Here is a 22,707-nt window from a genome sequence, read left to right as displayed (position 1 = left end):
ATTTACTAATATAGCTTAACGCTTCTTATATAATCTGTGACACGCTTTACACGTTTTAGCCGCCTGATTCACATACATGGCTGCATCTTCACGATTGACATAACGTAATGGCTCAAGCACACTGTTGGAGGCGTTACGATAGCTATTCATCTGCTTAACGAAGTCCGGCCAATGATCCCACACTTGACTGCGCGCTTTGGTTTTCCCTTGGTCAGAACGCTCCTCAAACATTGTTAATAAAGGCTTATTCAATTCGATCAATTTTAGCGCATACTGCCTGGCTTTGCGCTCATCAAAGTTGGGATTGATAACGACTTCATATCGTAACTGCTTAAAAGTGGACTTAATCTCTTCAAACTGGTCCTGGCGCGCCTGTATCTGTTTCTCTCTATCCGATATTTGCACCGCATGAGCGGCACTGAATACCGACAATAATGTTATCGTCAGGAAAAATGACTTTAACACGGTAAAGCTCCTCTTAATCGCTCTATCAGCTAACACGCATCAACTTCAAACCCCAGAGAATAGATGGGTTGATATTGCCCAGCTGCTCTGGCTTTACATCCCCTTTAATAGCATAACGCTTATCACCTGAGTCCCGCATAACAGGGTGCATAAAACGCACACCAAAACGATCTTTAATAGAAGAGACTACAGGCTTACTGGTATCAAGAGACTTACGTTTCACAACAACACCTATCTCACCATTTGCCAACTGGACTGTCGCACCGGGAGGATAAATACCAAGCTCAGATAGCACCAGATTAGTCAAAGAAGCATCAAAGAAACTTCCACGCTGCATAAACAGCTGTTTTAGACTTCTCTGCGGTGTTAACCCTGGTCGGTAAGGGCGACTTGAAACCATCGCGGAATATATATCAGCCAAACCAACGATCTTAGCTTCAGTTAGAATATCTTCATCTATAAGCCCGTTAGGATAACCGCTGCCATCTACTTTCTCGTGGTGTTGCAGCACAATATCCAACCACAACTGATTAGTGATACCTGCAGCTTTCAGCATAAGCACACCTTCTTCAGGGTGCTTCTTAACCCGTTCAGCCTGATCTCGAGTCAGAGGCCCTTTATGCTTTTGTAACGAATCCTGATAACTAATCATTGCCACATTGGCTGTAAGTGCAGCACCAACAATGGCTAATTGATTATCCTGAGGCAGTCCCAGTGAATTAGCGATTATCGTTGAAATAATAGCAACATGCAGAGGGTGCTTAATGGAGTAGTTAAACTTGTTGGACAGGTGAATAGACCCCAGCAAAGCATCAGCATTGAGGTTACATAAGCCCTGAACCTGGGAGGCAGTATCGTAGAGACGTTTCTGTAAACGGCCTTCTTTTAAACTTCCCTCCCCTCCTATCGCGCCAAAGGCTTTCTCAAGCTCATGGCACATCTCCTCTAATTCATTAAAGGGATTGGTATCTTTTGCATACTGATAGGGAGCAGGTAAATCAATGACTATATCTGACGTTGCTTCCACTGAAGAATTGGCCTCTTCCCTTATGCGATAACCTGAAGCTACGATAGAATTCAATCTTGACTGGGATGAAACAACGTTACCCACATCCATCAACAAACGACCAGTCGCATCAAAGACGGTCCAAGGCAGGCTGTCGCCAACCATTAACTCATCTGCGGTGACCTTTACCAGGTCCTCCTTGTCACTTGCGCCCATCTCTGTACCCTATCTTCGTTCACAAATGTTGAGTTTTATCTCAAGCAGTTATAGAAAAAAACATTACCTGTCATTATGTTACCGTGATTTTACCAACTTAACACTAACAAATCCTGACCCAGAGCAGATTAGCCGACTTTATAATACTTTTTATATTTAGGGTTTGTGCGTAAAGCTTTTATCACGTTAAACTCTAGCAAAAGTTACTAGGAATTGAGCAGATGAAAGGTATCCGACTAATCAACCGGGTCAAAATTCTGAATATTCTGGACCGCTTAGATTTCTTTAGCGCCTTTAACCCCGGCGAAAAAAATATGATTGCGGACACACGCAGTCGCTTTGTAGCCGCAGAAAGTGGTGAATATATTATAGAACAAGGTCAAACGGACTGTGCATTTTATATTCTCCTTCATGGCTCAGCCACAGTTTGTCTCGAAGAGAATGGCAAAAAATTGGCCACATTAAAGCCAGGGGATTTTTTTGGAGAGGCCACATTTATGACAGGCGCTCCACGAACAAGCAATGTAATTGCAGAAGAGACCTGTATTCTGTTCCGCTTCGACAAGACGGTAATGAATAAACTTCCCACATCAACTAGAGAGAAAATTAAAGATAAGATTATTGCGAAGCTGGTATACCTGCTAACAGAGAAAAACGAAAGCCAGAAGGCGTAGTTGCCAGCCTTGTATCATCATAGATACTCTCGTCTAATCAGGCTGCATCAATAAACTTAAGACAGGAATGACAGAAAGTCACTCATCATAAAAAAACACCATGCTCGCATTAAGAGCACATCGTTATCATCAGATGAATAATAGTTATACTACTCAGAAATGACTAACCAGCCATAGTCACTCTGCTCGTTTCCCTTCGTTTTATATTCAGCAGACACAACCCCGGTGTAGTCACTTGCAGCAATAAGCTGAAAATATTCACCTAATGGCAAATCACCACTACCAGGCGCTCCTCGACCAGGACAGTCCGCAAACTGTATATGAGCTATTTTGTCACCATGATACCTGATCTGCTGGGCAATTTTTTCTCCCATACGCGCCATATGATAAATATCATACTGCATACCAGCATTAGGGTGAGCAACCTTATGATAGATATCTAACATTTCATCAAAGCGACTATACAGATAACCCGGCATATCTAGATTATTGACCGCCTCAAAGCTCAGCATAATACCTTCAGATAAAAATAACTCCGCAGCATAACGCAGATTATCAATATAACAGCTCAAGCAGGCCTCACGATGAGAATCATCATAAACGTTACCTGCCAGGACATTAATTTTTTCGACCGATAGCGTTTTGCCATATTCTAATGCAAGAGCACAAGCCTTACGAAACTCATCCTGCTGCTCATCATAACAACTTAAGCCTTTACCACCTTGCAACAGATCGCCTGCAGGAACGTTAATCAGATGAACACGCACACCCGCGTTATCGGCAGCACCCTTCAACTCTTGGGCACACCACTCATACGGAAACTGGATCTCGACACCGGAAAAACCATATTCGGCGGCTGCAGAAAAGCGTTCAAGCATAGGTCTATCAGTATATAGCATAGACAAATTGGCGATTAGCTGATTATCCATCATGGTCGTTGGCTGCCTCCGTATAGAGCCTGATAAGTGTCGAAGGATCTTTATCCGCAAACCCCTGACAAGCATGCAAGCGCATCAATTGAGCTGCTAAAGCAGACATAGGAGTGCTTGAAGCCACAATTTTGGAATGCTCAATAGCCATATCCAGATCTTTACTCAGAGTTTTGACATGCCATTTGATGGGATCGAAACGCCGCTCAGCCATCTCTGGAGCCAAAATCTGCAAGGGCTTTGAGTCAGCAAAGCCTCCCGCGAACGCTTCCGCTAATTTCTGACTATTGACACCGGCTTTTTCCGCTAACGCTACGACTTCGGCAATAACCAATGCATTGCAGCCAACTATCATCTGATTGCATATCTTAGTATATTGCCCCGCACCATTAGGCCCCATATAGGTCACTCGCGATGATAGGTGAGCTAAAACTGGCCTGAGCTGATCAACAATCACTTCTTCACCACCGGCCATCATGGCCAAGGTGCCTGCAGCAGCTCCAGCAACACCGCCAGAAACAGGACAATCAACCCAAAAAGCACCTTTCTGTTGAACCTGGCTAGCCAATCTACGAGTAGAAATGGGGTCAATACTGGAGAAATCGACGACAACCTGCCCTTGAGTAAATTCTGGCAACACCTTTGCAACTACCTGCTCGACAGCCATGGTATCGCTCAAACATAAACAGATAACATCACATGAGGAAACAACGTCGTTTACAGAGGCAGCCTGTTTGGCACCGTCATTAACTAAAGGCAAGCACTTTTCAAAACTTCTGTTCCAGACTGTAAGTGAAAAGCCCGCGCCTAACAAACGCGAGGACATTGGCCTACCCATGAGACCAATGCCAATAAAACCTATTGTCTTCATTATTCTTAAACTAAATGATCTAAGGTGTAATCAACGGTAACGGAACTGCCGGTTTCGCTGTATTTCATCCCCCGGCATAACTGCTGAACCAGCTTAATACCACGCCCATGCATCTGCACACTTTCGCCTGCATTCTCCAATACTTTCTTGTGATCAAAGCCTTTACCGCTGTCTTCAATAGTTAGACGCAGAATAAGCTCATCATGCAAACGTATCTTGCGGGCACTGATAACAATATACCCTTGAGTCATAGCAGCCAAGCGCTCGTGACGAGCATTCAGATAGGTTTCAAACGCATCAGGTCCTGTTTTTAGAGAAGAATCCAGCTCGAGTAACCCGTGATCCAGCGCATTGTTTAATAGTTCAGACAAAATAAGGAATAGCTTTTGATTATGAGACTCCACACCTTTGAATTGAGTAATTACACTAAGAAGCATAGGCGTCAGGTCAAGGTTTTTAATCTCTTCGGCTCCCATATGGAAACTGGTCTGCCACTGAATATCATCAGTTTCTTCGATACCAGCCTGAGGAGTTGCTTGCTCCGATCGCGCCTCTATTGCATAGCTACTGATTTGATCCTGGAATGGCATATCAATCAATGCCAAAGTTACATCATCATGAGGCTTCTCATCGCCCAGAAACTCTTCCAAAGCATGCTTAATATCATCCATACGGTTTTCGGGATGGTTCAGGCAAGATAGCAAACGCTCAACACCGAAAAATTCTTGCTCACTATTCTCTGCCTCAATCAATCCATCTGAGAAAACAACAATCTGATTACCAGGCATGTATGGCACAATTTGGCTCTCAACCTCATATTGTGAGCCAGACAATACCCCAAGAGGTAACTGACTGGACTCAAAGGTATCCATCACATTGCCAAAAGAGTCAATACAATAGAATGTCGGCAGACCAGCATTCCAAACTTCAACATAAGACTCCATAGGATCGACCATGACGATACCACAAGCTACAAAACAACCTGTCGGCATGGTTTCCTTGATCCGGCGATTAAGCTCGCGACCTATGGTCGGCAGCTCAAAGCCTTTATAGACCATAGGGTAGAATGTCCCTGAAATTGGAATAGTATTGATTGCAGCGGCTAAACCATGACCGACTGCATCTCCGATCAACAGGTAAAGACGGTTACTGGGCGAGCGCGCTGCACACAGGACATCGCCACTAAACTGCTCTGCAGGTGAGAGCATATATTTAATCAGAGGATCATCCAGCCCCTTACTTTCCGCCATATGCTCCATGATATGACGAGATATACGACGCTCCTCTTCGTCTTTTTCAACATACTCCTGCAATACCTTGTTTTGATTAGCTAACGTATTTTGCATGTCAACAATACGTTTAATAGCCTCTATCTTAGTATTAAGAATAACCTGATTAATTGGCTTAAACAGGTAGTCAGCGCCACCAGACTGATGACCCTTGATATAATATTCTTCGGTAGCAGCGGCTGAGATGAAAATGATTGGCACCCAACGCGGCGAAGCCATCTGCTGAAGTCTCTGGGCTGCCTCAAAACCGTCCATTCCAGGCATCATCACATCCATCAACACCAAATCAGGAGCCTCTATCTCGAATACTTCAAGAGACTGCTCTCCATTCTCCGCGGTGACCACCTCATGCCCGGCTCTTTTCAGCATTGCTTGCAGTAAGACCAGGTTTGCACGAGTGTCATCTACAGCCAAAATACGCATATACTAGTCCTGATCAGGAAATATCAAACAGCTTGTCAAAGTTGGCTATCGCCAGCACATCTTTAGCCAACTGCGAGCAATTTTGCAATCTGATCACTTTATTCAAAGCATCTGCTTTCTCTTTAGGTTGTAGCAGCATCCCCAAAGCAGAACTGTCCAAGTACTCAACCTGGCTCAGATCCAGAGTCAAACTCTTAACTGCACTGTTATCCAACAGTTGCTGGTAGGTTTCGCGAAAAACTTTATGGGCATTAAAATCAAATCGCCCACTCATACGCATCAGGCTCTGATCATGACTAATTGAGGTTTGAATATTCATACACTCTCCATCTTGAAAAAACGCTAGGTGTTCATAATTTCTGCAATCTTTGCTGGCATATTCTGCAAAGACTCAACAAACTCTACTGCACCAATTTTTGCTGCAGCCTTAGGCATACCATACACAACACAACTGCTTTCATCCTGCCCCAGTGTGCGAGCTCCAGCCTCTCTCATACGTTTGAGGCCTTCGGCCCCATCAGCCCCCATTCCAGTCAAAATCACACCAACAAAGTCTTTTGCAAAAGGCAGAGTCGAATCGAACAATACTTCGACTGAAGGCTTGTGTCGGTTAACCAAGGGGCCATTGTCCAGTTCAATTTTTAGCCCACGGCTACAACGAACCACTTTCATATGACGATCACCAGGAGCTATATAGGCACAGCCCGGCTTCAATATATCACCCTCTTCTGCTTCTTTAACGGATAAACGACAGATATCGTTCATTCGCTCCGCAAAGGTTCGGGTAAAACCAGGCGGCATGTGCTGAGTAATAACGATTGGAGGCGTTGTTTCAGGCAGCGGCATCAGGAACGACTTGATCGCCTCCGTTCCTCCTGTTGAAGAACCAATAGCGATATATTTCTGCAGTGCTCTGGGCTTGAAATGAATCTCTTTCTTCGGGGCAGCTGTCGCTCTACCGCTTTGCTTTCTAACCTTAGCTAAGCGAGGCCCTGCTTGAGCCGCAACACGGATTTTTCCGCATATCTCTTCTGTATAAGCTTTAAGCTCTCCGACCACACCAACTTTAGGCTTAGCCACAAAATCGATTGCACCAAGTTCTAATGCCCGTATAGTTGTATCCGACCCCAGCGTTGTCAATGTTGAAATCATAACAACAGGTGTCGGCCTCAGGCGCATCAATTTATCCAGAAAATCCAATCCATGCATTTTCGGCATCTCTACGTCCAATGTAATGACGTCAGGATCAACCTGACGAATAATCTCCCTTGCCTCAATGGGATCATTAGCCAGACCTGTCACCTTCATATCTGGCTGAGAGTCAATAATCTCCCGTAGCAGATTTCTTATTAAGGCTGAGTCATCAACAATTACAACCTCAATCATAATTAAACCCATCTCGTCCTTAGATCAGTCAAACAGTTCAATATCATTAGAGACAGGCTCTGCGCCAATTGTTTGACTATAGCGATTCTCGACCGCCACAATCTCACGATCAATACGCTCATTGTGCAGTCGCTTCATTAAAACTCTCCCAGTGTTTGGAAAGAAAACTACTTTCCTGGGACAGCTATCCATTAAATCTTGTGCAACGATAGGAATCGATTCAAAGCCTAAATAATCGACAACAAACTTAGCATTCCGTTGCCCCACATTACTTGTGGTAATTGACTTGATCACATTACCACCGCCGAACACTTTAGCTTCAAGGTTTTCTCTACTGGCACCACGTTTAAGAATTTCATTGATTAAAATCTCCATGGCATAGCTACCATAACGCGCTGAAGCACTAAGAGGATTATACACATCCGAATTGCCGGGCAACATAAAGTGATTCATGCCCCCAATATTCAAGCGTTTATCCCGGATACAAGCAGAGACACAGGAACCCAGTACAGTACTGATGGCCATATCTGCTGAAGTCACATAAAATTCACCCGGGAGAATTTTAGCAACCTGGCAGTTGAACTGACGATCAAAATAAACTTTTGGCTGTGCCGCTTCATGTAACGTTTCCATAAAATCCGCCTCAACACCCAAGCTGCCGAAATATCATATTTCGCTTTATACTAGCGGGCTTTTGTATAAACCGTATGCCTACGAAGAGTAAAAAGGTCTGATGCTTGAGGAAAGCTCTCCGAGTGTCCCGCAAACAACAAGCCATCATCTTTTATATGAGGCAGAAAATTTGTCAGCACATTACGCTGCGTCGGTTTATCAAAGTAAATCATGACATTGCGACAAAAAATGACATCAAACTGCTCATTAAAAGGCCATCGTTTATCCAACAGATTTAGTTGGAAAAAACGAATCATATCCTGTAACTCTGATTTTACTTTAACCAGTCCTAAATTATCACCTTTTCCACGAAAAAAGAATGCTTTAAGCCTTTGATCTGAAAGCCTTTCTACTCTATCAAAAGAATAGATACCTTTTTCGGCTTTAGCCAGCACCTTTGTGTCTAAATCTGAAGCCCAGATTTCAACCGGAGGACGAAAGCTTTGATAGTGCTCTGCACATGCCATGGCGATGGAATAAGGTTCTTCTCCCGTAGAAGCAGCACAGCACCAGATCTTTACTGGCGTTTTCCTATCCTGAAGAAACTCTTTGAGAATATCAAAATGATGGGCCTCACGAAAAAATGAGGTTAGATTAGTCGTTAAGGAGTTAACAAACTCTTGTTGCTCATCACCCTTGGGATCATTCAGCAGTGCGAGATATTGCTGGAATGTTCTTAGTTTGTTTGCTCTCAATCGACGTGAAAGTCGACTATAAACCATATCCCGCTTAGAAATTGCAAGATTGATACCCGCCCGTTTATATATCAAATCCTTGATTATGAGGAAGTCATCCTCTGTAAAATGAAACTCTCTACTCAATTGATCAGCCTGCATCTCACTCTTCCTAAAAAATAGGCTGCATAAGCAGCCTATTTAACGTCTAAACAAGGTAGTTACTTAGAACTCTTCCCGGTCATCGTCATCCCTTAAACTAGCTGGCTTAGTTGAGCCAGGTGACATGCCTTGATGTGCACTCTTCACAGGAGAAATAACTGGTTCAGATTTAATTTGGCTTTGAGTTGCCACAACCGGAGACTCTATTGCTGCCGAGTAGCTGGCATTAGCGTCCAGCTTAAACAAGCTCACAGAGTTAACCAAGGAGCGCGCTTGCTCTTCAGTAGACTCAGCAGCAGCAGCAGCCTGTTCAACCAAGGCCGCATTCTGCTGAGTCACTTCATCAATCTGGGTAATTGCGGTATTCACTTGCTCAATCCCTGAACGCTGCTCTTCAGAAGCAGCAGAGATCTCAGTCATGATACTGGTTACCTGGCCAATCGCATCCACAATATCTTTCATTGTGGTACCTGCATCATCAACCAACTTGGAACCTTCATCTACAGTATCAACAGAAGTAACAATCAACTCCTTAATCTCTTTCGCAGCACCCGCACTGCGTTTCGCCAGGTTACGGACTTCTGTAGCCACCACTGCAAAACCTCGACCCTGCTCACCAGCCCTTGCAGCTTCAACAGCAGCATTCAATGCCAGAATATTAGTTTGGAAGGCGATACTGTCAATGACACTAATAATCTCTTCTACTTGTTTTGAGTTATCACTGATGGTACGCATTGTACTGACCACCTGGCTAACAACATCACCGCCTTTCTGAGCAATTCTACTCGCGCCCTGAGCCAAACTATTTGCCTGAGAAGCATTCTCAGCATTTTGCTGTACCGTAGAAGTCAATTGCTCCATAGAAGCCGCTGTCTCTTCCAAACTTGAAGCTTGCTCTTCCGTGCGCTGGGATAGATCGCTATTACCCGCAGCAATCTCACTGGATGCTGTGTTAATCGCATCAGATGCTTCCTTAATGCGAGTCACAATACCAGACAGCTGATCAATAGTAGCGTTGGCATCGCCCTTGAGCTGACCAAACATGCCATCAAAATCTTTATCGATTTTCTGAGTCAAATCACCTTGAGACATAGCCCCCAGCACCCGGGCAAGCTCAGATAAACCGTCAGAGGTGGTTTCCATTACATTATTAATGCCGGTTGCCAGCTCCTCAAAGAAGCCGTCCTTACCCTGAGTATTAATGCGGCGGTTAAAGTCACCACGACTTGCACCTTCTACAATATCCGCAATCTCAGCCTGAGCCTGGGTTTCACTTGTCGTGTCAGACCATTCCACCACTGTACCCAAACGCTCATTATTCTCGTTGAAAATTGGGTTAGCAATAAATGCAAAGTGTCGGCCAGCAATGGAAAGCTTGGCATGGTGAGTACCTGTCATACCAGCGACCATACGACGCTGATGAGAGGGATCTTTGTGGAAACCATCAAAGTTCTGACCAATTAGATTATCTACATCAAAATGCGGATAAACCTGCTGAATTTGGCTTTGAGATGCACGGAACATCTCTTTTAATGCCTTATTCACATAGATAAGCTTACCGTCATTATCCGCCATCATCACATTACTGGACACATTATCTAAAGCATTGCGTATACGATGATTAGCTTCTGCAAGCTCAGTCTGCTTTTTCAAAGCTTCTTTTTCTGCGGCTTCTCGGCGCAAAACTTCTGTCATATCCCGCCATTCAACTACAAATCCCTGGCGATTATTCGGCGTACCAATCGGATTAACCTGAAGCGCAAAAGTGCTGTCACCTATTTTCAAAGTGGCGTTATGAGTGTCTTGCAAGCCTGCAAGCATCTTACGTTGCATTTCAGGGTTTTTATGAAAACCATCAATATTCTGACCAATTAGGTTATTTGCATCAAAATGAGGCAGCTCTTTTTGAATCTCGCTCTCATTATGTTTCAGCATTTCCTGAATTGAATCATTAACATAAATAATATTCAGATCAGCATCCGATATCATCACATTGGTATTAACAACATCCAAGCCGCGACGTATGCGTTGCGTTTCCTCCAATATCTGCTTCTGCTCTTCTTTAAACTGAGCCTCTTTAGCCTCCATAGCCAAAGTCTCAGTCATATCTTTCCATTCAACAACAAACCCCTGACGATTATCCCGACCGCCTATGGGGTTAACTTCAAGAGCAAATGAACTGTCACCAATCGCCAAGGTTGTCTTATGAGTCGACTCCAACCCTTTAAGCATCTTGCGCTGCATTTCAGGATTTTTGTGGAAACCATCAATGTTCTGACCGATCAGGTTGCTAGCATCGAAATGAGGCAGCTCTTTCTGAATCTCTGGCTCATTACGCTTAAGCATGACCTGAATAGAATCATTAACATAAATAATGTTCAGATCAGCGTCGGAGATCATCACATTGGTATTAACTACATCTAATCCTTTACGAATACGCTGAGTTTCTTCTAACAGTCGAACTTGCTCATCACGTAACTGAGCTTCTCTTGCCTCACGAACCAGAGTGTCAGTCAAATCTTCCCACTCAACAATGTAACCCTGACGCTCGCCATTACTTCCGATAGGGTGAACTACCAGGGAAAACGTAGTATCTCCAACATTAATTTTGGCCTTGTGGGCATTTCCCAGGCCAGCCAACAGCTTGCGCTGGTAATTTGGGTTGCGATGAAATATGTCAATATTCTTCCCAATTAAATTACCTGCATCAAAGTGCGGAAGATTTGCCTTAATATCAGCTTCACGTTCTCTCAACATGCGCTGGATTGAAGCATTAACATAGATAATGTTAAGTTCAGCATCTGCAATCATTACATTTGTGTTGACCACATCAAGGCCGCGCTTGATACGACTCAAAACTTCCAGCTGACGGGCCTCTTTCTGTCGCTGCTTTTGCTGTTCTTCCAGGTCATGCTGGTATTTTTTCTGCTGGCCATCCTGAGAGTCACTCAGTATTCGAATGACAGCACCAATCTCATTATCAATGACGGGCACAGTATCCGTTGGAGCTTTGCCATCAGCCATCTGCTTAGCCACTGCCATCAACTGATGTACAGGCTGGTCTACTTGATTGAGCACCGAGCGCGCACCCGCAAATAAAACCAATAAAGCTGCAGCTTCCAGAGCCAATGCGATATATATAATGTTTTCGCCCTGACCTAAAACGGTGACAAGAGCACCTGCAGCAACCAGTGCACCTGCTGAAAAGGCTACACTTAGCAGCTTGGAGCGAATCGAAGTTTTATTACTCATTTGCCCGTTCTCCAACTGAACCCGCGTGTTCTATACGAAAATTCTTTTATGCTCATTCCGCTTGCATCCGACTTTTATCAACCAGAGCCATCTCTTCACTGGACATCAGTCTTTCAATATCCACGATAATCAGCATCTGCTCATCAACAGTTGCCAGCCCCAAAATGTACTCAGAATCAAAGTTAGCGGAAAAATCCGGTGGATTCTTAATCTGTTCGCCACCCAAACTAACCACATCTGACACACCATCAACGACGATACCCACCACACGATCAGCAAGATTAAGCACAATCACGATAGTAAACTCATCATAGTGAGCGTCACCTACGTTAAACTTAATCCTTAGATCAATAATCGGCACGATCACACCACGCAGGTTGATCACACCTTTAATGAAGGAAGGCGCATTAGCAATTTTGGTAACTGCACCATACCCCCGAATCTCCTGCACTTTCAGGATATCAACAGCATAGTGCTCTTCGCCCAGAGAAAAAGTCAGGTACTCCTGGCCTAAAAGGCGACCAAACTCATTGCCTTCTTGGCTATCTACAACTTGCTCAGCCATGCTTCCCCCTACGCAAGCACACTCTTTAAATGTTTTTTAGCCCGCTTTTTATGCATGCTAATAATTTCAGCAACATCCAGAATAAGCGCCACACGACCTGTGCCTAATATGGTTGCCCCTGATACACCATCTACCTTGCGATAGTTGGCCTCCAGACTCTTAATTACCACTTGCGATTGCCCAACCAGATCATCTACAAACAGGGCGACTCTTTGACCGTCAGACTCAAGAATCACCATAATTCCCTGTTCAAAATCGGTAAACTGACCAGGCATATTCATCAGGTCACTGAGGCGAATAATTGGCAGATATTCATCTCGAATAGCAATTACCGCACCTTCACCACTCACACTTTTAATATCTGTGTGTTCTGGCTGCATTGAGCCTATAATACTGGTCAGTGGAACAATATAAATCTCATCCCCTAACGCCACTTGCAATCCATCAAGAATGGCAAGAGTCAGCGGCAAACGAATACTAATACGGGTGCCGATACCTTCAATTGACTCAATTTCAAGCCGCCCCCCCAAGGATGTAATATTTCTTTTTACAACATCCATGCCAACCCCGCGACCTGACACATCAGTTACTTCAGCCGCAGTGGAAAAACCTGGTGCAAAAATCAGCTGCCACACATCACCATCGGGCATGGAATCTGATACAGGGATTCCCTTTTCAACCGCTTTAGACATGATGCGTTCACGATTCAGGCCCGCTCCATCATCCTGTACCTCAACAACAATATTACCGCCCTGATGAGATGCTCGAAGCAAAATCGTGCCGGTAGAGTCTTTACTTGCCGCTGTGCGGATATCTGGTGCCTCAATGCCATGATCAAGACTATTTCTGATCAGGTGGGTCAGCGGGTCAGTCAATTTCTCAATCATACTCCGGTCAAGCTCAGTGTTTTCCCCCACCATTTCAAGCTTAACCTTCTTGTTTAATTTACTGGCCAGATCACGCACAACCCGAGGAAAACGACTAAACACCAAACTAATAGGCATCATGCGTATAGACATCACAGAATCCTGAAGATCCCGGGTATTACGCTCCAGTTGCGCCAGTCCATTTGCCATACGCTCATGTAGAATAGGATCAACCTCTGATGCCATCTGTGTCAGCATTGCCTGCGTGATCACCAACTCACCAACCTGATTGATCAACTGATCAACCTTTTCCACACTGACACGGATTGATGACTCGGTATTAGCTGCTTTAGCCGGAGCGGAGGCTTTTCTTGGTAATTTATCTGCAGATGGAGACTTTGCCGTAACCTGCTCCACTTTGGGAGATGGAGTTTTTGCCCCTGCCCCTACAGTTGAACTTTTCTGTTTCGTGCTATCACTCTTGTCATCGATAGCTTCAAAGAAACCATAGCCATCGAACTCGCTGCCTTCTTTCTGAGTAGAGGCTACTGCCCCCCTATCCTGCGTATCAGGGACCGAGGGACCTTCGGATGCCACACTCACTGCATCGTTAATAGAAGCGGCATCTTCCAGCGCGCTTTCGTCATGAGATGGCGTATCATCCTCATCCTCGCTATCAAAGAGGCCAAATCCTGGATCTTCTTTAGCGGCTTCACTTTTATTCTCTTCTACAGAAGCACCCGACTGATCACCATCTACACGATCAAGATCATTGAAAAAGCCATAACCAGGGTCATCTTCTTTGGGGTCTGGTTCATCAAAAAAACCGTATCCAAGATCATCTTCTTTGAGATCAATATCATCAAAGAACCCATAACCCAGATCATCTTCCGTTACCGCCGCAGAATTATCGCCAACGTCTTCAAAAAAGCCAAAGCTACCATCATCCGCAGCCAACTCTTCTTCTATTGAGATGCCTTCCGGTGAAACAAGAAAAGCTAATAACTCTCTTATATCGTCTTTTGCAGACTCAGTCTGGAGGGAAAACAGCCAGTCATCACCGCCATTTTCGGGAGAATCGATGATATTTAGTTCACCTAGCTCACGCAGGGAATCAAATAACATACTGGTATCATCACCAGGGTTGGGAAAACTGATAATAAAAGACTGGTTAATATCAGTCTGACTGGATTCAAGGCCAGAATCACTTGGTGAGACCAGCCCGGCACTGCTTGAATTATCAGCACTCTCGGGGATAGAACGCAACGCTGTTTGGTTAGCTGGCTCCAAAACAGCAGCTTCTTCGCCCTTAGCTTTTGCAAGCTGCACATTTAACTCAGCAAGGACCAACCTGGAAGGTTCAAGGTCAGGTTCACCACCTTCCTGATGCGCTTTAAGCAACCCGTTAAGCACATCGCCAGCCTGAAGGGTGACATCCACCATCTCATCAGTCAGATCTGCTTCACCTTTACGTACCAGGTCAAGTAAGGTTTCCAACTCATGAGTGACATCTGTCATGTCATGGAAGCCAAAAGTACCGCTATTCCCTTTAATGGAGTGAGCAGCACGGAATACGGCATTCAAATCATCCATATCCGGCTGCTGAACATCCATATTCAGCATCAAGCTTTCCATTGTCGCCAGATGCTCGGCAGTTTCTTCAAAGAAAAGCTGATTAAATTGGCTTAAATCAAATGACATGGCAAACCATCCATTTTACTGGGGCCTTGATCAACCCACTACTTTTTTAACAACTTCAAGAAGTTTAGAAGGATCAAACGGCTTAACCAGCCATCCTGTTGCCTTAGCTGCGCGCCCTTTAGCCTTCATATCATCACCAGACTCTGTGGTCAGCATCAGAATTGGTGTACTGCGATACTGAGGCATTGAACGTAGCGATTTGATCAGGGTTAAACCATCCATCTTCGGCATATTTTGATCGGTCAGCACCAGATCAAACTGTGCTGTCTTTGCCTTATTCAGGCCATCTTGACCATCTACGGCTTCAACCACCTCATAGCCAGCACCTTTCAGAGTGAAAGCTACCATCTGACGAATTGAGGCTGCATCATCTACCGTCAGAATTTTTTTGGCCATAAATTCCTCCAACCAAAAATTACATTAAAATCACATTAAAAAAGTTCAATATCTCCAGAGCTCATATTTTCATGAGCCACTGGGTTATGCTTCATACTATTAATTTTTTCACGCGTCTCTTTTAGACGGCCACGAATATGCTCAAGAATTTCATGAGAGCTCTTGGCACTGTCTTCTCGAGTCATATGCCCCAGCTCTTCCATCAAATCATGGATCACTTCCAGTCGAGTATTAGTATGATTCAGTAACTGAGAGGTCATATCCTGAAACTGCAAACCAGTGGTCGCCTGATTAATATTCTCATCAACCTCACTTGCTAGGGCCCTTTGATTTTCAAGCGCCAGAGAGGACTCATGATTAATCTCTTCCAGGCGCCCCATAACGCCCTCTATACGTTTTTTCGACTCACTGGCAAAGCCCATATCGACTGAAGAAATACGCTGAATCGACGTATCAGCACTATTAAAAGATGCATGTAAATCGGACATCAGTGACCGAATCTGATCACTGAAATGGGTCGTTTTCTGGGAGAGAGCCCTTACCTCATCGGCTACAACCGCAAACCCCCTGCCAGCTTCACCAGCTCGCGCGGCTTCAATCGCAGCATTAAGCGCCAGTAAATTTGTTTGATCGGCGATATCATCAATCTCATCCAATAGCTTAACAATACCACCAATTTTTCCAGCCATCTCATCCATGATATCCACCAAACCCATCGCAAACTTACTGGCCTGGACTGCATTATCCATAAAGACCTCAAATGTCTCGGTGGTATCATTAATAAATGTGGAGAAGATAGAATCGACACTCTCACCACCCGCAAGCTGATTAGTAATCCTATTACTCAATTCCTGCTGCTGCTGAGTCTTATTATGCACTTCGGTAAAGTTGACAATCAGCTGACTGATTGCTTCATCGAGTAGGTTTTTAACTTGTTCAATCTCTTCTTTAGACTCTTTAAACTCCACAGCAAGACTGATTGAAAAGTCATTAAAGGTTGCCGAGGTGTCTTTTGCTAACTGCTCAGCAGGGCTACTGAGATTACCAGCGGGACTTTCACCGTTCTGCAAAAGGCCACTAACAAAGTATAAAGCACCAATAAAAGCAAGCAACGCGATGACAAAACAGGCATGGGGATTAAGTTGAAAATAGTTGCCTGCACCCCAGATAACCAGGGCAGCAACCACGCCGGCAAAGATAGCCATTGCAGGAGGTGTAGCAACTCCCTGACTCCTCACTTGACTCATTTAATACTCCTGTACCCGTTCAAGCTCATAACAACAATACTGTGATAAGGTTTAACATTCCCTGGAAAAGCATCCTGAAATCCCTGATCCTAGCCAGTGAATAACGCTAGATTCGTAAACAGCTTTTCCTCAAGCACTCAGCCAGCATAAATAATGCAATAAATATACTGAATTCAGTTACGAAAGTCATTTTATCCTTTGAATCTACAGGATTTTTCATAACTTTACCCTAAGCATATACCCTAATTAGCATATCGCAAAGAAACTTATAAACACCTTAGCAAAACGGTTAAAGATTACCTGACCCAAGATGGATAGGTCAGCTTAATATATGAGCGCATACAACCCAGTCAGGCTTTTATTTTATCTCGCAGCCACTGTTCAGCACTCAAAGACGGTAAGGGTTTACTAAACAACCACCCCTGATACATCTCAGTCCCTTTCTCCCTGAGATAATCGGCCTGCGATTGAGTTTCAACCCCTTCAGCCACAACCTCAAGCTGCATACTTTGGGCGATAGATAAAATCGCATCGACAAGAACACGATCACCTTCAGCTTTATCAAGATCCGAAACGAAGGCTTTATCAATTTTAATGATACTCAACGGCAGCTTCTTCAGATAACTCAGAGAAGAATACCCAGTACCAAAATCGTCAATAGCTATTCTAAATCCCTGCTCCCTTAACAACTCCAGTTTTTGCACTGAGTCTCCGGTAGGGTCCAAAAATAAGGATTCTGTCACTTCAAGAGTAACCGCCTCTGAAGGGAGATCATATTGATGCAAAATATCAATAAAGTGCTCTGTGTGACTATCATCTGTAGATATCTGTTTTGAGGACAAATTAATCGCCATACATAGCTCAGGATATGACTTACGCCATAACGCCAGCTGACGACAAGCCTGCTGAAACACCCAGCTCCCCAAAGGAATAATAAAGCCTGTTTCTTCTGCCAATGGAATAAACTGGTCTGGCGAGATCATACCTTTTTCCGGATGCATCCAACGAACCAAGGCTTCAAACTTCACAGGCAGAGAATCACTATTAACAATAGGCTGGAAAAACAGCTCGAACTCGCCATTAACCAACCCCTGCCTCATATCATTTTGCAACCCCTGACGCTGCTCAACTTCTATTTGCATCTCAGGAGTAAAGTAGCGATAGGTATGCCGACCTGCTGATTTTGCTGCATACATTGCCTGATCTGCATTTTGCAGTATACGCTTTAGCTCTGAGCCATCATCTGGAAAAACAGTAATACCCACACTGGCAGAGATGTGTGCACTGTTCCGCCCCAGACGATATACTTTTGAAAGATTATTAATAATCTTTTCCGCAACCACACCCACATCGTTAATGTGATTGAAGTATGGGATCATCACCGTAAATTCATCACCACCCAAGCGAGCAATAGAATCCGACTCCCTGACTGTTTTCTGCAAACGAGCAGCCACTTCTTTCAGCAGCTCATCACCAGCCTCATGCCCCAAAGTATCATTCACTTCCTTAAAACGATCCAGATCGATAAACATCAACGCACCACGTTGGTTCTGCCTATTTGCGGATGAAATAGCCCTGCTTAAGCGATCATGAAACAGTACCCTATTAGGAATACCCGTCAAGGCATCATAATTGGCCTGATACTGAATCAGCTCCTCTTTTTCCTTACGGTCGGTGATATCGGTAAAGACTGCAACATAGTTCTCAATCTCACCATCATCACTTTTTAATGCGGTGATGGAGAGCCACTCGGCATATAACTCGCCATCGCGCCTTCTGTTCCACACCTCACCCTGCCAGCGACCATATTCCTGCAAGGACACCCACATCTCGCGATAAAAAACACCTGACTGCCGACCAGAGCTAAGAATACTGGGATTCTGTCCCTTCACATCAGCTAATTCATAACCCGTAATACGCGTAAACGCCGGGTTTACCGAGACAATACTGTTCTTAGAATCAGTGACGACAATAGCTTCAGCTGTATTATCAAACACCGAGGCCGCCAGCTTAAGATCCTGATTGGCCAGATATGTCTCTGTAATATCGACCAGATCAACCACAAAGCAGGCTTCATTTTCAAAGTTAATCTTCTGCAAACCTGCAAGAAAAATAACTGTCTGCTGGTTATCACAGCGCTCCAGCGACAATTGATAACTTCTGACATAACCCTGTGCACTCACCTGATCACATAAAGCCTCGTAACTGGCAGCATCTGCAAAAAAATCATAAAACGAGCGCCCGACCAGCTGATCAGGATCCACCCCTAACAAGTGTTTGGAAGATGGATTAGAGAAACGCACTACACCGTCTGAAACACGTACAATCATGATCAGGCTTTGAGCGGCATCCGTTACAGCCGTCAGTTGCGACTCTCTCTGCTTTAGCTGACGCTCAATACGCTTACTGCTGGTGACATCCTGAAAAGTACCAAATACCCTTAACGGCTTACGGGCAGCACTGAGTTCAACCTCCCCCTCACTGTGGACCCAGCGCATCTGACCATCAGGTCGAACAATTCTGAAATCAATCTGATAGCGACCACCAACATTCATAGCGTGAGTGGTAACCTGACGCACCTTAGTCAGATCATCCGTATGAACAAAGTTTAGATAATCACTCTCTTTGAATAACTGATCATTTTTTTCCAAACCAAATAAGCGCAGCGCCTCATCGGACCAAAAGATCTCGTTTGACGGTATATGCCAGGACCAATTGCCGATGCGACCAACTCTTTGCGCCTGATCCAGCATCATTTGTTGTTTTTCTATCAGATTAACCGAATGTAGCTCACGAATTCTTAGCCATTGAATGACCAGAATCACGCTAATTACCAGCCCTGCCAACACATAGACCCAGACACGAGCACTTAGCGCTGATTCAAAGTAATCAAAGGGCGCTGCCGCCAGCTGCCAACGACTTCCCGGTAAATCGACACTATAGACCACATGATCGCGCTCAAATAATGCAGGATCACCATAAAAAACCTGACCGGTAGAAAACTCATACAAATGACGGATACTGACCCGATAATGCTCACTGAGCTGAGGGATTTCAACCTGCTGATACAGCCGTTCCAGCAGGATAGGAAAAGACAACAGACCAAAAACATAGCCGCTATGAGGATCAAAAATGGGAATACGTACAATAAAAGCATCCCCCCCCTGAACAAGCTTAACGGGGCCAGAGAACTGGACCTGCCCAGAGTTCATGGCCTCACGAGCAGATACTGCCTGAGCAGGCAAGTCTAGCAGGTTTAAACCTAATACGGCTTGATTACCCTCTGCAGGATAGACCCGAACCATGGTGTAGCTTTCGTCAGATACACCCAGGTTATTAATCATGGGGTTATTGGATAAAAATAAACGTGCTAACTGTTGAAACTCTTGGTCATCAACCGCTGGATTAGCGGATAGATAGGCCGCGAGCCCTCGGACACTGACGATATTGGAGTGAATATTACTTTCTATACGTGCAGAAATTTCTGAAAGACGGGACCGAATCTCTAACGCTTGCTCCTGCTGTTTTTGCGCTTCCAGGTTGTTCTCCAGATAAACGGCAGCAACAAGCACACCGATTACGGCCAAAAACATAACCATCCAGTTTACAAAGTATGTTCGACTATTCACTAAAAAAACCTTGAGCAACAGCACATTAGCGTAACGACGAGCAATATAACTGATATTACAGATCAATACCCGGCACTTGTGTAAATCTATTGTAAATTCTCACCCCACAATAGTAACCATAGGCTTATTACAGGATAAAATGTCTTATAACAGCGCCCGAAAAAGCGAGACTATCCAAAATGAACCACGTACTTATTGTTGATGACGATCAAACCTTATGCCAGCTCTTAACTGAGTTCCTGGCCATTGAACAATTTGAAGCCTCAAGTGTACACGACGGCGCTCAGGCTTTGCCGCAGATACAACAACACTCTTATGATGCAGTGGTACTCGATATCATGCTACCTAATATCAGCGGCATTGAGCTACTGCAACAAATACGAAAAACCAGTGACATTCCCATACTGATGCTAACAGCCCGTGGGGAGGATATGGATCGTATTCTTGGTTTAGAACTGGGCGCCGATGACTATCTGCCAAAGCCTTGCAACCCACGGGAACTGGTTGCCCGCTTGAAAGCTATTTTGCGTCGAACTAAAAGTCATCTGAATATCTCTTCAAATGCCTCTTTCAGTATTGATCTACCAGAATTAGGCTGCTTTAGCGTGGAGCATCAGGCGCGCCGGGTTCTACTGGCAGGGCAAGAGATAAAACTAACCGCTACAGAGTTCGACTTACTGGAAAGCCTGATAAACCAACCCGATACAACACTAAGCAAACAGGAACTATCCATCCAGGTATTAGGCAAACCCCTAAGCAGCTATGACCGTAGCCTGGACATGCATATCAGCAACCTCAGGAAGAAACTTCCCCCACCGATCGCCGCTGCAATTGATACTATTCGCGGCATTGGCTATCGCTATACGCCCAGTGAGATTCGATAAATGTTACGACTCTTTTTCAGAATATTCTTAATCTGCCTCTCTGCACTGGTAATCATTAGCCTGATGACCACGCTCTGGCGAGACAACCAGATTAACCAACAAGGCCGTAGCTTAAGCTCCCAACACCAGTCTCTCGCTCAGGAAATTTATAACGAGCAAGGCTTACAAGGACTAAAAGACTGGCTAAACGCCAGCAACCAGCACTCACCTTTTAGAATACGTCTGGATCGTGACAGCCCTGCCCACAGCAACGATAAAGAGCATAATGACTCACACAATGAAGTCAGCATGATCGGTAGCAAAATCCGTGACTGGTTATCTTTTAAACCTCACATAAAAAATAATTTTGTCATCAAAACCTTAGAACACGGTGAAATCACCCTATGGGTAGAGCCCCGGCGCCCGCCCAGATTCCACACCCCGCCTCCGAGACCAGATGGACCGATATGGCCTATTTTGGCCACCATGATAATGATCAGCCTCTTGGTCGCACTCTATATCCTCAAGCCGATTAAACGTTTGCACCAGGATATTAAACTCTGGCACGAGAAAAGTTTCGTTGGCGGCATCGACACAAGCATTGCCAAGCGCAAGGACTCACTGGGTACTCTGGGCAAGGAGCTCAATAATCTCAGCACCAACGTGTATGAGCTACTGGAACAACAAAAGCAACTGCTAAGAGATGTGTCTCACGAATTTCGCTCCCCTATGGCTCGAATTAAAGTGGCAACAGCACTATTAAAACATCCCAAAAGCCAGAATAAGGATAAACTAGCAGAACGAATCGACCAGGAAATTGATAGCCTTGATTATTTGGTTGAAGAACTACTCACACTGCAACGCTGGCAAAGACCTGACAACCCAGTACAGAAAGAAGCTATATTTCTGGAACAGATGATCATACAACTGCTAGAGCGACTTCGCTTTGAAGCAGATCAAAGAAGCATCACGCTTAATTTCGTCCATCACAGGGAAGCCAACATGAATAAAGCCACTCTTCTTGGCAGTCGCAAACCTCTGGAACGGGCGCTGGAAAATATCGTACGCAACGGTATACGGTTCTCACCTGATAAGGGCACGCTGAACATTCACTTGGAATACCAGCAGAGTCAGCCTAAAAAGTGGTATATAAGAGTCTCTGACCAGGGGCCAGGCGTTGCAGATAAGGCCGCACTGGAAAAGCTGTTTGACCCGTTCTTCAGATTAGATAACGCTCGCACTCCTGGGGAGGGCAGCTACGGTGTCGGGCTGGCTATTGCCAAGGAAGGTATCAAAATCAATCGCGGTAAAGTTTATGCCAATAACCGAAAACAAGAGCAGATAATTATTGGCCTAGAAGTAGTGATTGAGCTACCGGCAACTGCCCCTTAAATTGTAAAAAGACAACCGAAAAGCAAACC

Annotated in this window: 18 protein-coding genes; 3 read left to right on the top strand and 15 right to left on the bottom strand. The window is 44.7% G+C overall.

The genetic code is table 11. The annotated features are described in order from the left end of the window. Positions 1 to 15: 15 nt before the first annotated feature. Positions 16 to 465, bottom strand: a complete 450-nt coding sequence (locus tag H579_RS0121185; protein WP_028302322.1) for a c-type cytochrome — start codon at positions 463 to 465, stop codon at positions 16 to 18. Positions 466 to 490: 25 nt separating this feature from the next. Next, complete coding sequence (locus H579_RS0121180; RefSeq protein ID WP_028302321.1) at positions 491 to 1,687, bottom strand: HD-GYP domain-containing protein; 1,197 nt, start codon at positions 1,685 to 1,687, stop codon at positions 491 to 493. A gap of 221 nt (positions 1,688 to 1,908) precedes the next feature. Between H579_RS0121180 and H579_RS0121175 the strand changes: the two genes are divergently transcribed. Further along, positions 1,909 to 2,361, top strand: a complete 453-nt coding sequence (locus H579_RS0121175) for a cyclic nucleotide-binding domain-containing protein (RefSeq protein ID WP_028302320.1) — start codon at positions 1,909 to 1,911, stop codon at positions 2,359 to 2,361. A 149-nt stretch (positions 2,362 to 2,510) separates the two neighbouring features. Here the strand turns inward: H579_RS0121175 and H579_RS0121170 are convergent, their stop codons facing one another. The 13 genes from H579_RS0121170 to H579_RS28215 form a co-directional block, all read right to left on the bottom strand. Next, positions 2,511 to 3,239 (bottom strand): hydroxypyruvate isomerase family protein, encoded by a 729-nt coding sequence (locus H579_RS0121170; RefSeq protein WP_157834681.1) that lies wholly within the window; start codon positions 3,237 to 3,239, stop codon positions 2,511 to 2,513. Between the two features lie 43 nt (positions 3,240 to 3,282). Further along, positions 3,283 to 4,161 (bottom strand): NAD(P)-dependent oxidoreductase, encoded by an 879-nt coding sequence (locus tag H579_RS0121165; protein ID WP_028302318.1) that lies wholly within the window; start codon positions 4,159 to 4,161, stop codon positions 3,283 to 3,285. Positions 4,162 to 4,166: 5 nt separating this feature from the next. Next, positions 4,167 to 5,873, bottom strand: a complete 1,707-nt coding sequence (locus tag H579_RS0121160; protein ID WP_028302317.1) for an ATP-binding SpoIIE family protein phosphatase — start codon at positions 5,871 to 5,873, stop codon at positions 4,167 to 4,169. 13 nt (positions 5,874 to 5,886) lie between these two features. Beyond that, positions 5,887 to 6,192 carry an STAS domain-containing protein gene (locus H579_RS0121155; RefSeq protein ID WP_028302316.1) on the bottom strand — a complete coding sequence of 102 codons (306 nt, stop codon included), beginning with the start codon at positions 6,190 to 6,192 and terminating at the stop codon, positions 5,887 to 5,889. A gap of 23 nt (positions 6,193 to 6,215) precedes the next feature. Beyond that, positions 6,216 to 7,271 (bottom strand): protein-glutamate methylesterase/protein-glutamine glutaminase, encoded by a 1,056-nt coding sequence (locus H579_RS0121150; RefSeq protein WP_028302315.1) that lies wholly within the window; start codon positions 7,269 to 7,271, stop codon positions 6,216 to 6,218. A gap of 12 nt (positions 7,272 to 7,283) precedes the next feature. After that, the gene (cheD, locus tag H579_RS0121145) at positions 7,284 to 7,892 is read right to left on the bottom strand and encodes a chemoreceptor glutamine deamidase CheD (protein ID WP_028302314.1); all 609 of its coding nucleotides are present in this window, start codon (positions 7,890 to 7,892) and stop codon (positions 7,284 to 7,286) included. A gap of 50 nt (positions 7,893 to 7,942) precedes the next feature. Next, complete coding sequence (locus H579_RS0121140; protein ID WP_036567110.1) at positions 7,943 to 8,767, bottom strand: CheR family methyltransferase; 825 nt, start codon at positions 8,765 to 8,767, stop codon at positions 7,943 to 7,945. A gap of 63 nt (positions 8,768 to 8,830) precedes the next feature. After that, positions 8,831 to 12,019 (bottom strand): methyl-accepting chemotaxis protein, encoded by a 3,189-nt coding sequence (locus tag H579_RS29965; protein WP_051228144.1) that lies wholly within the window; start codon positions 12,017 to 12,019, stop codon positions 8,831 to 8,833. A gap of 52 nt (positions 12,020 to 12,071) precedes the next feature. Beyond that, a complete protein-coding gene (locus H579_RS26940; protein ID WP_051228142.1) occupies positions 12,072 to 12,584 on the bottom strand; it encodes a chemotaxis protein CheW in 513 nt (170 codons plus the stop codon). Between the two features lie 8 nt (positions 12,585 to 12,592). Then, entirely contained in the window at positions 12,593 to 15,151 is a 2,559-nt protein-coding gene (locus tag H579_RS0121125; protein WP_028302312.1) for a chemotaxis protein CheW, read from the bottom strand. Positions 15,152 to 15,181: 30 nt separating this feature from the next. Continuing rightward, positions 15,182 to 15,547: a response regulator gene (locus tag H579_RS0121120; protein ID WP_028302311.1), complete on the bottom strand. Its 366-nt coding sequence runs from the start codon at positions 15,545 to 15,547 to the stop codon at positions 15,182 to 15,184. Between the two features lie 35 nt (positions 15,548 to 15,582). Continuing rightward, complete coding sequence (locus tag H579_RS30185; protein ID WP_245583336.1) at positions 15,583 to 16,263, bottom strand: methyl-accepting chemotaxis protein; 681 nt, start codon at positions 16,261 to 16,263, stop codon at positions 15,583 to 15,585. A gap of 881 nt (positions 16,264 to 17,144) precedes the next feature. Then, a complete protein-coding gene (locus H579_RS28215; protein ID WP_051228140.1) occupies positions 17,145 to 20,387 on the bottom strand; it encodes an EAL domain-containing protein in 3,243 nt (1,080 codons plus the stop codon). 215 nt (positions 20,388 to 20,602) lie between these two features. Here H579_RS28215 and H579_RS0121105 point away from each other — a divergent pair, with 215 nt between their 5' ends. Together H579_RS0121105 and H579_RS0121100 are read left to right on the top strand one after the other, a co-directional pair. After that, complete coding sequence (locus tag H579_RS0121105; RefSeq protein ID WP_028302309.1) at positions 20,603 to 21,307, top strand: response regulator transcription factor; 705 nt, start codon at positions 20,603 to 20,605, stop codon at positions 21,305 to 21,307. A 63-nt stretch (positions 21,308 to 21,370) separates the two neighbouring features. Then, positions 21,371 to 22,678: a sensor histidine kinase gene (locus H579_RS0121100; protein ID WP_169449732.1), complete on the top strand. Its 1,308-nt coding sequence runs from the start codon at positions 21,371 to 21,373 to the stop codon at positions 22,676 to 22,678. Positions 22,679 to 22,707 lie beyond the last annotated feature (29 nt).

Origin of the sequence: Oceanospirillum beijerinckii DSM 7166 (assembly GCF_000422425.1) — a bacterium.
GTDB classification, from domain to species: Bacteria; Pseudomonadota; Gammaproteobacteria; order Pseudomonadales; family Halomonadaceae; genus Oceanospirillum; species Oceanospirillum beijerinckii.
This window is presented reverse-complemented; position numbering and strand designations above follow the sequence as displayed.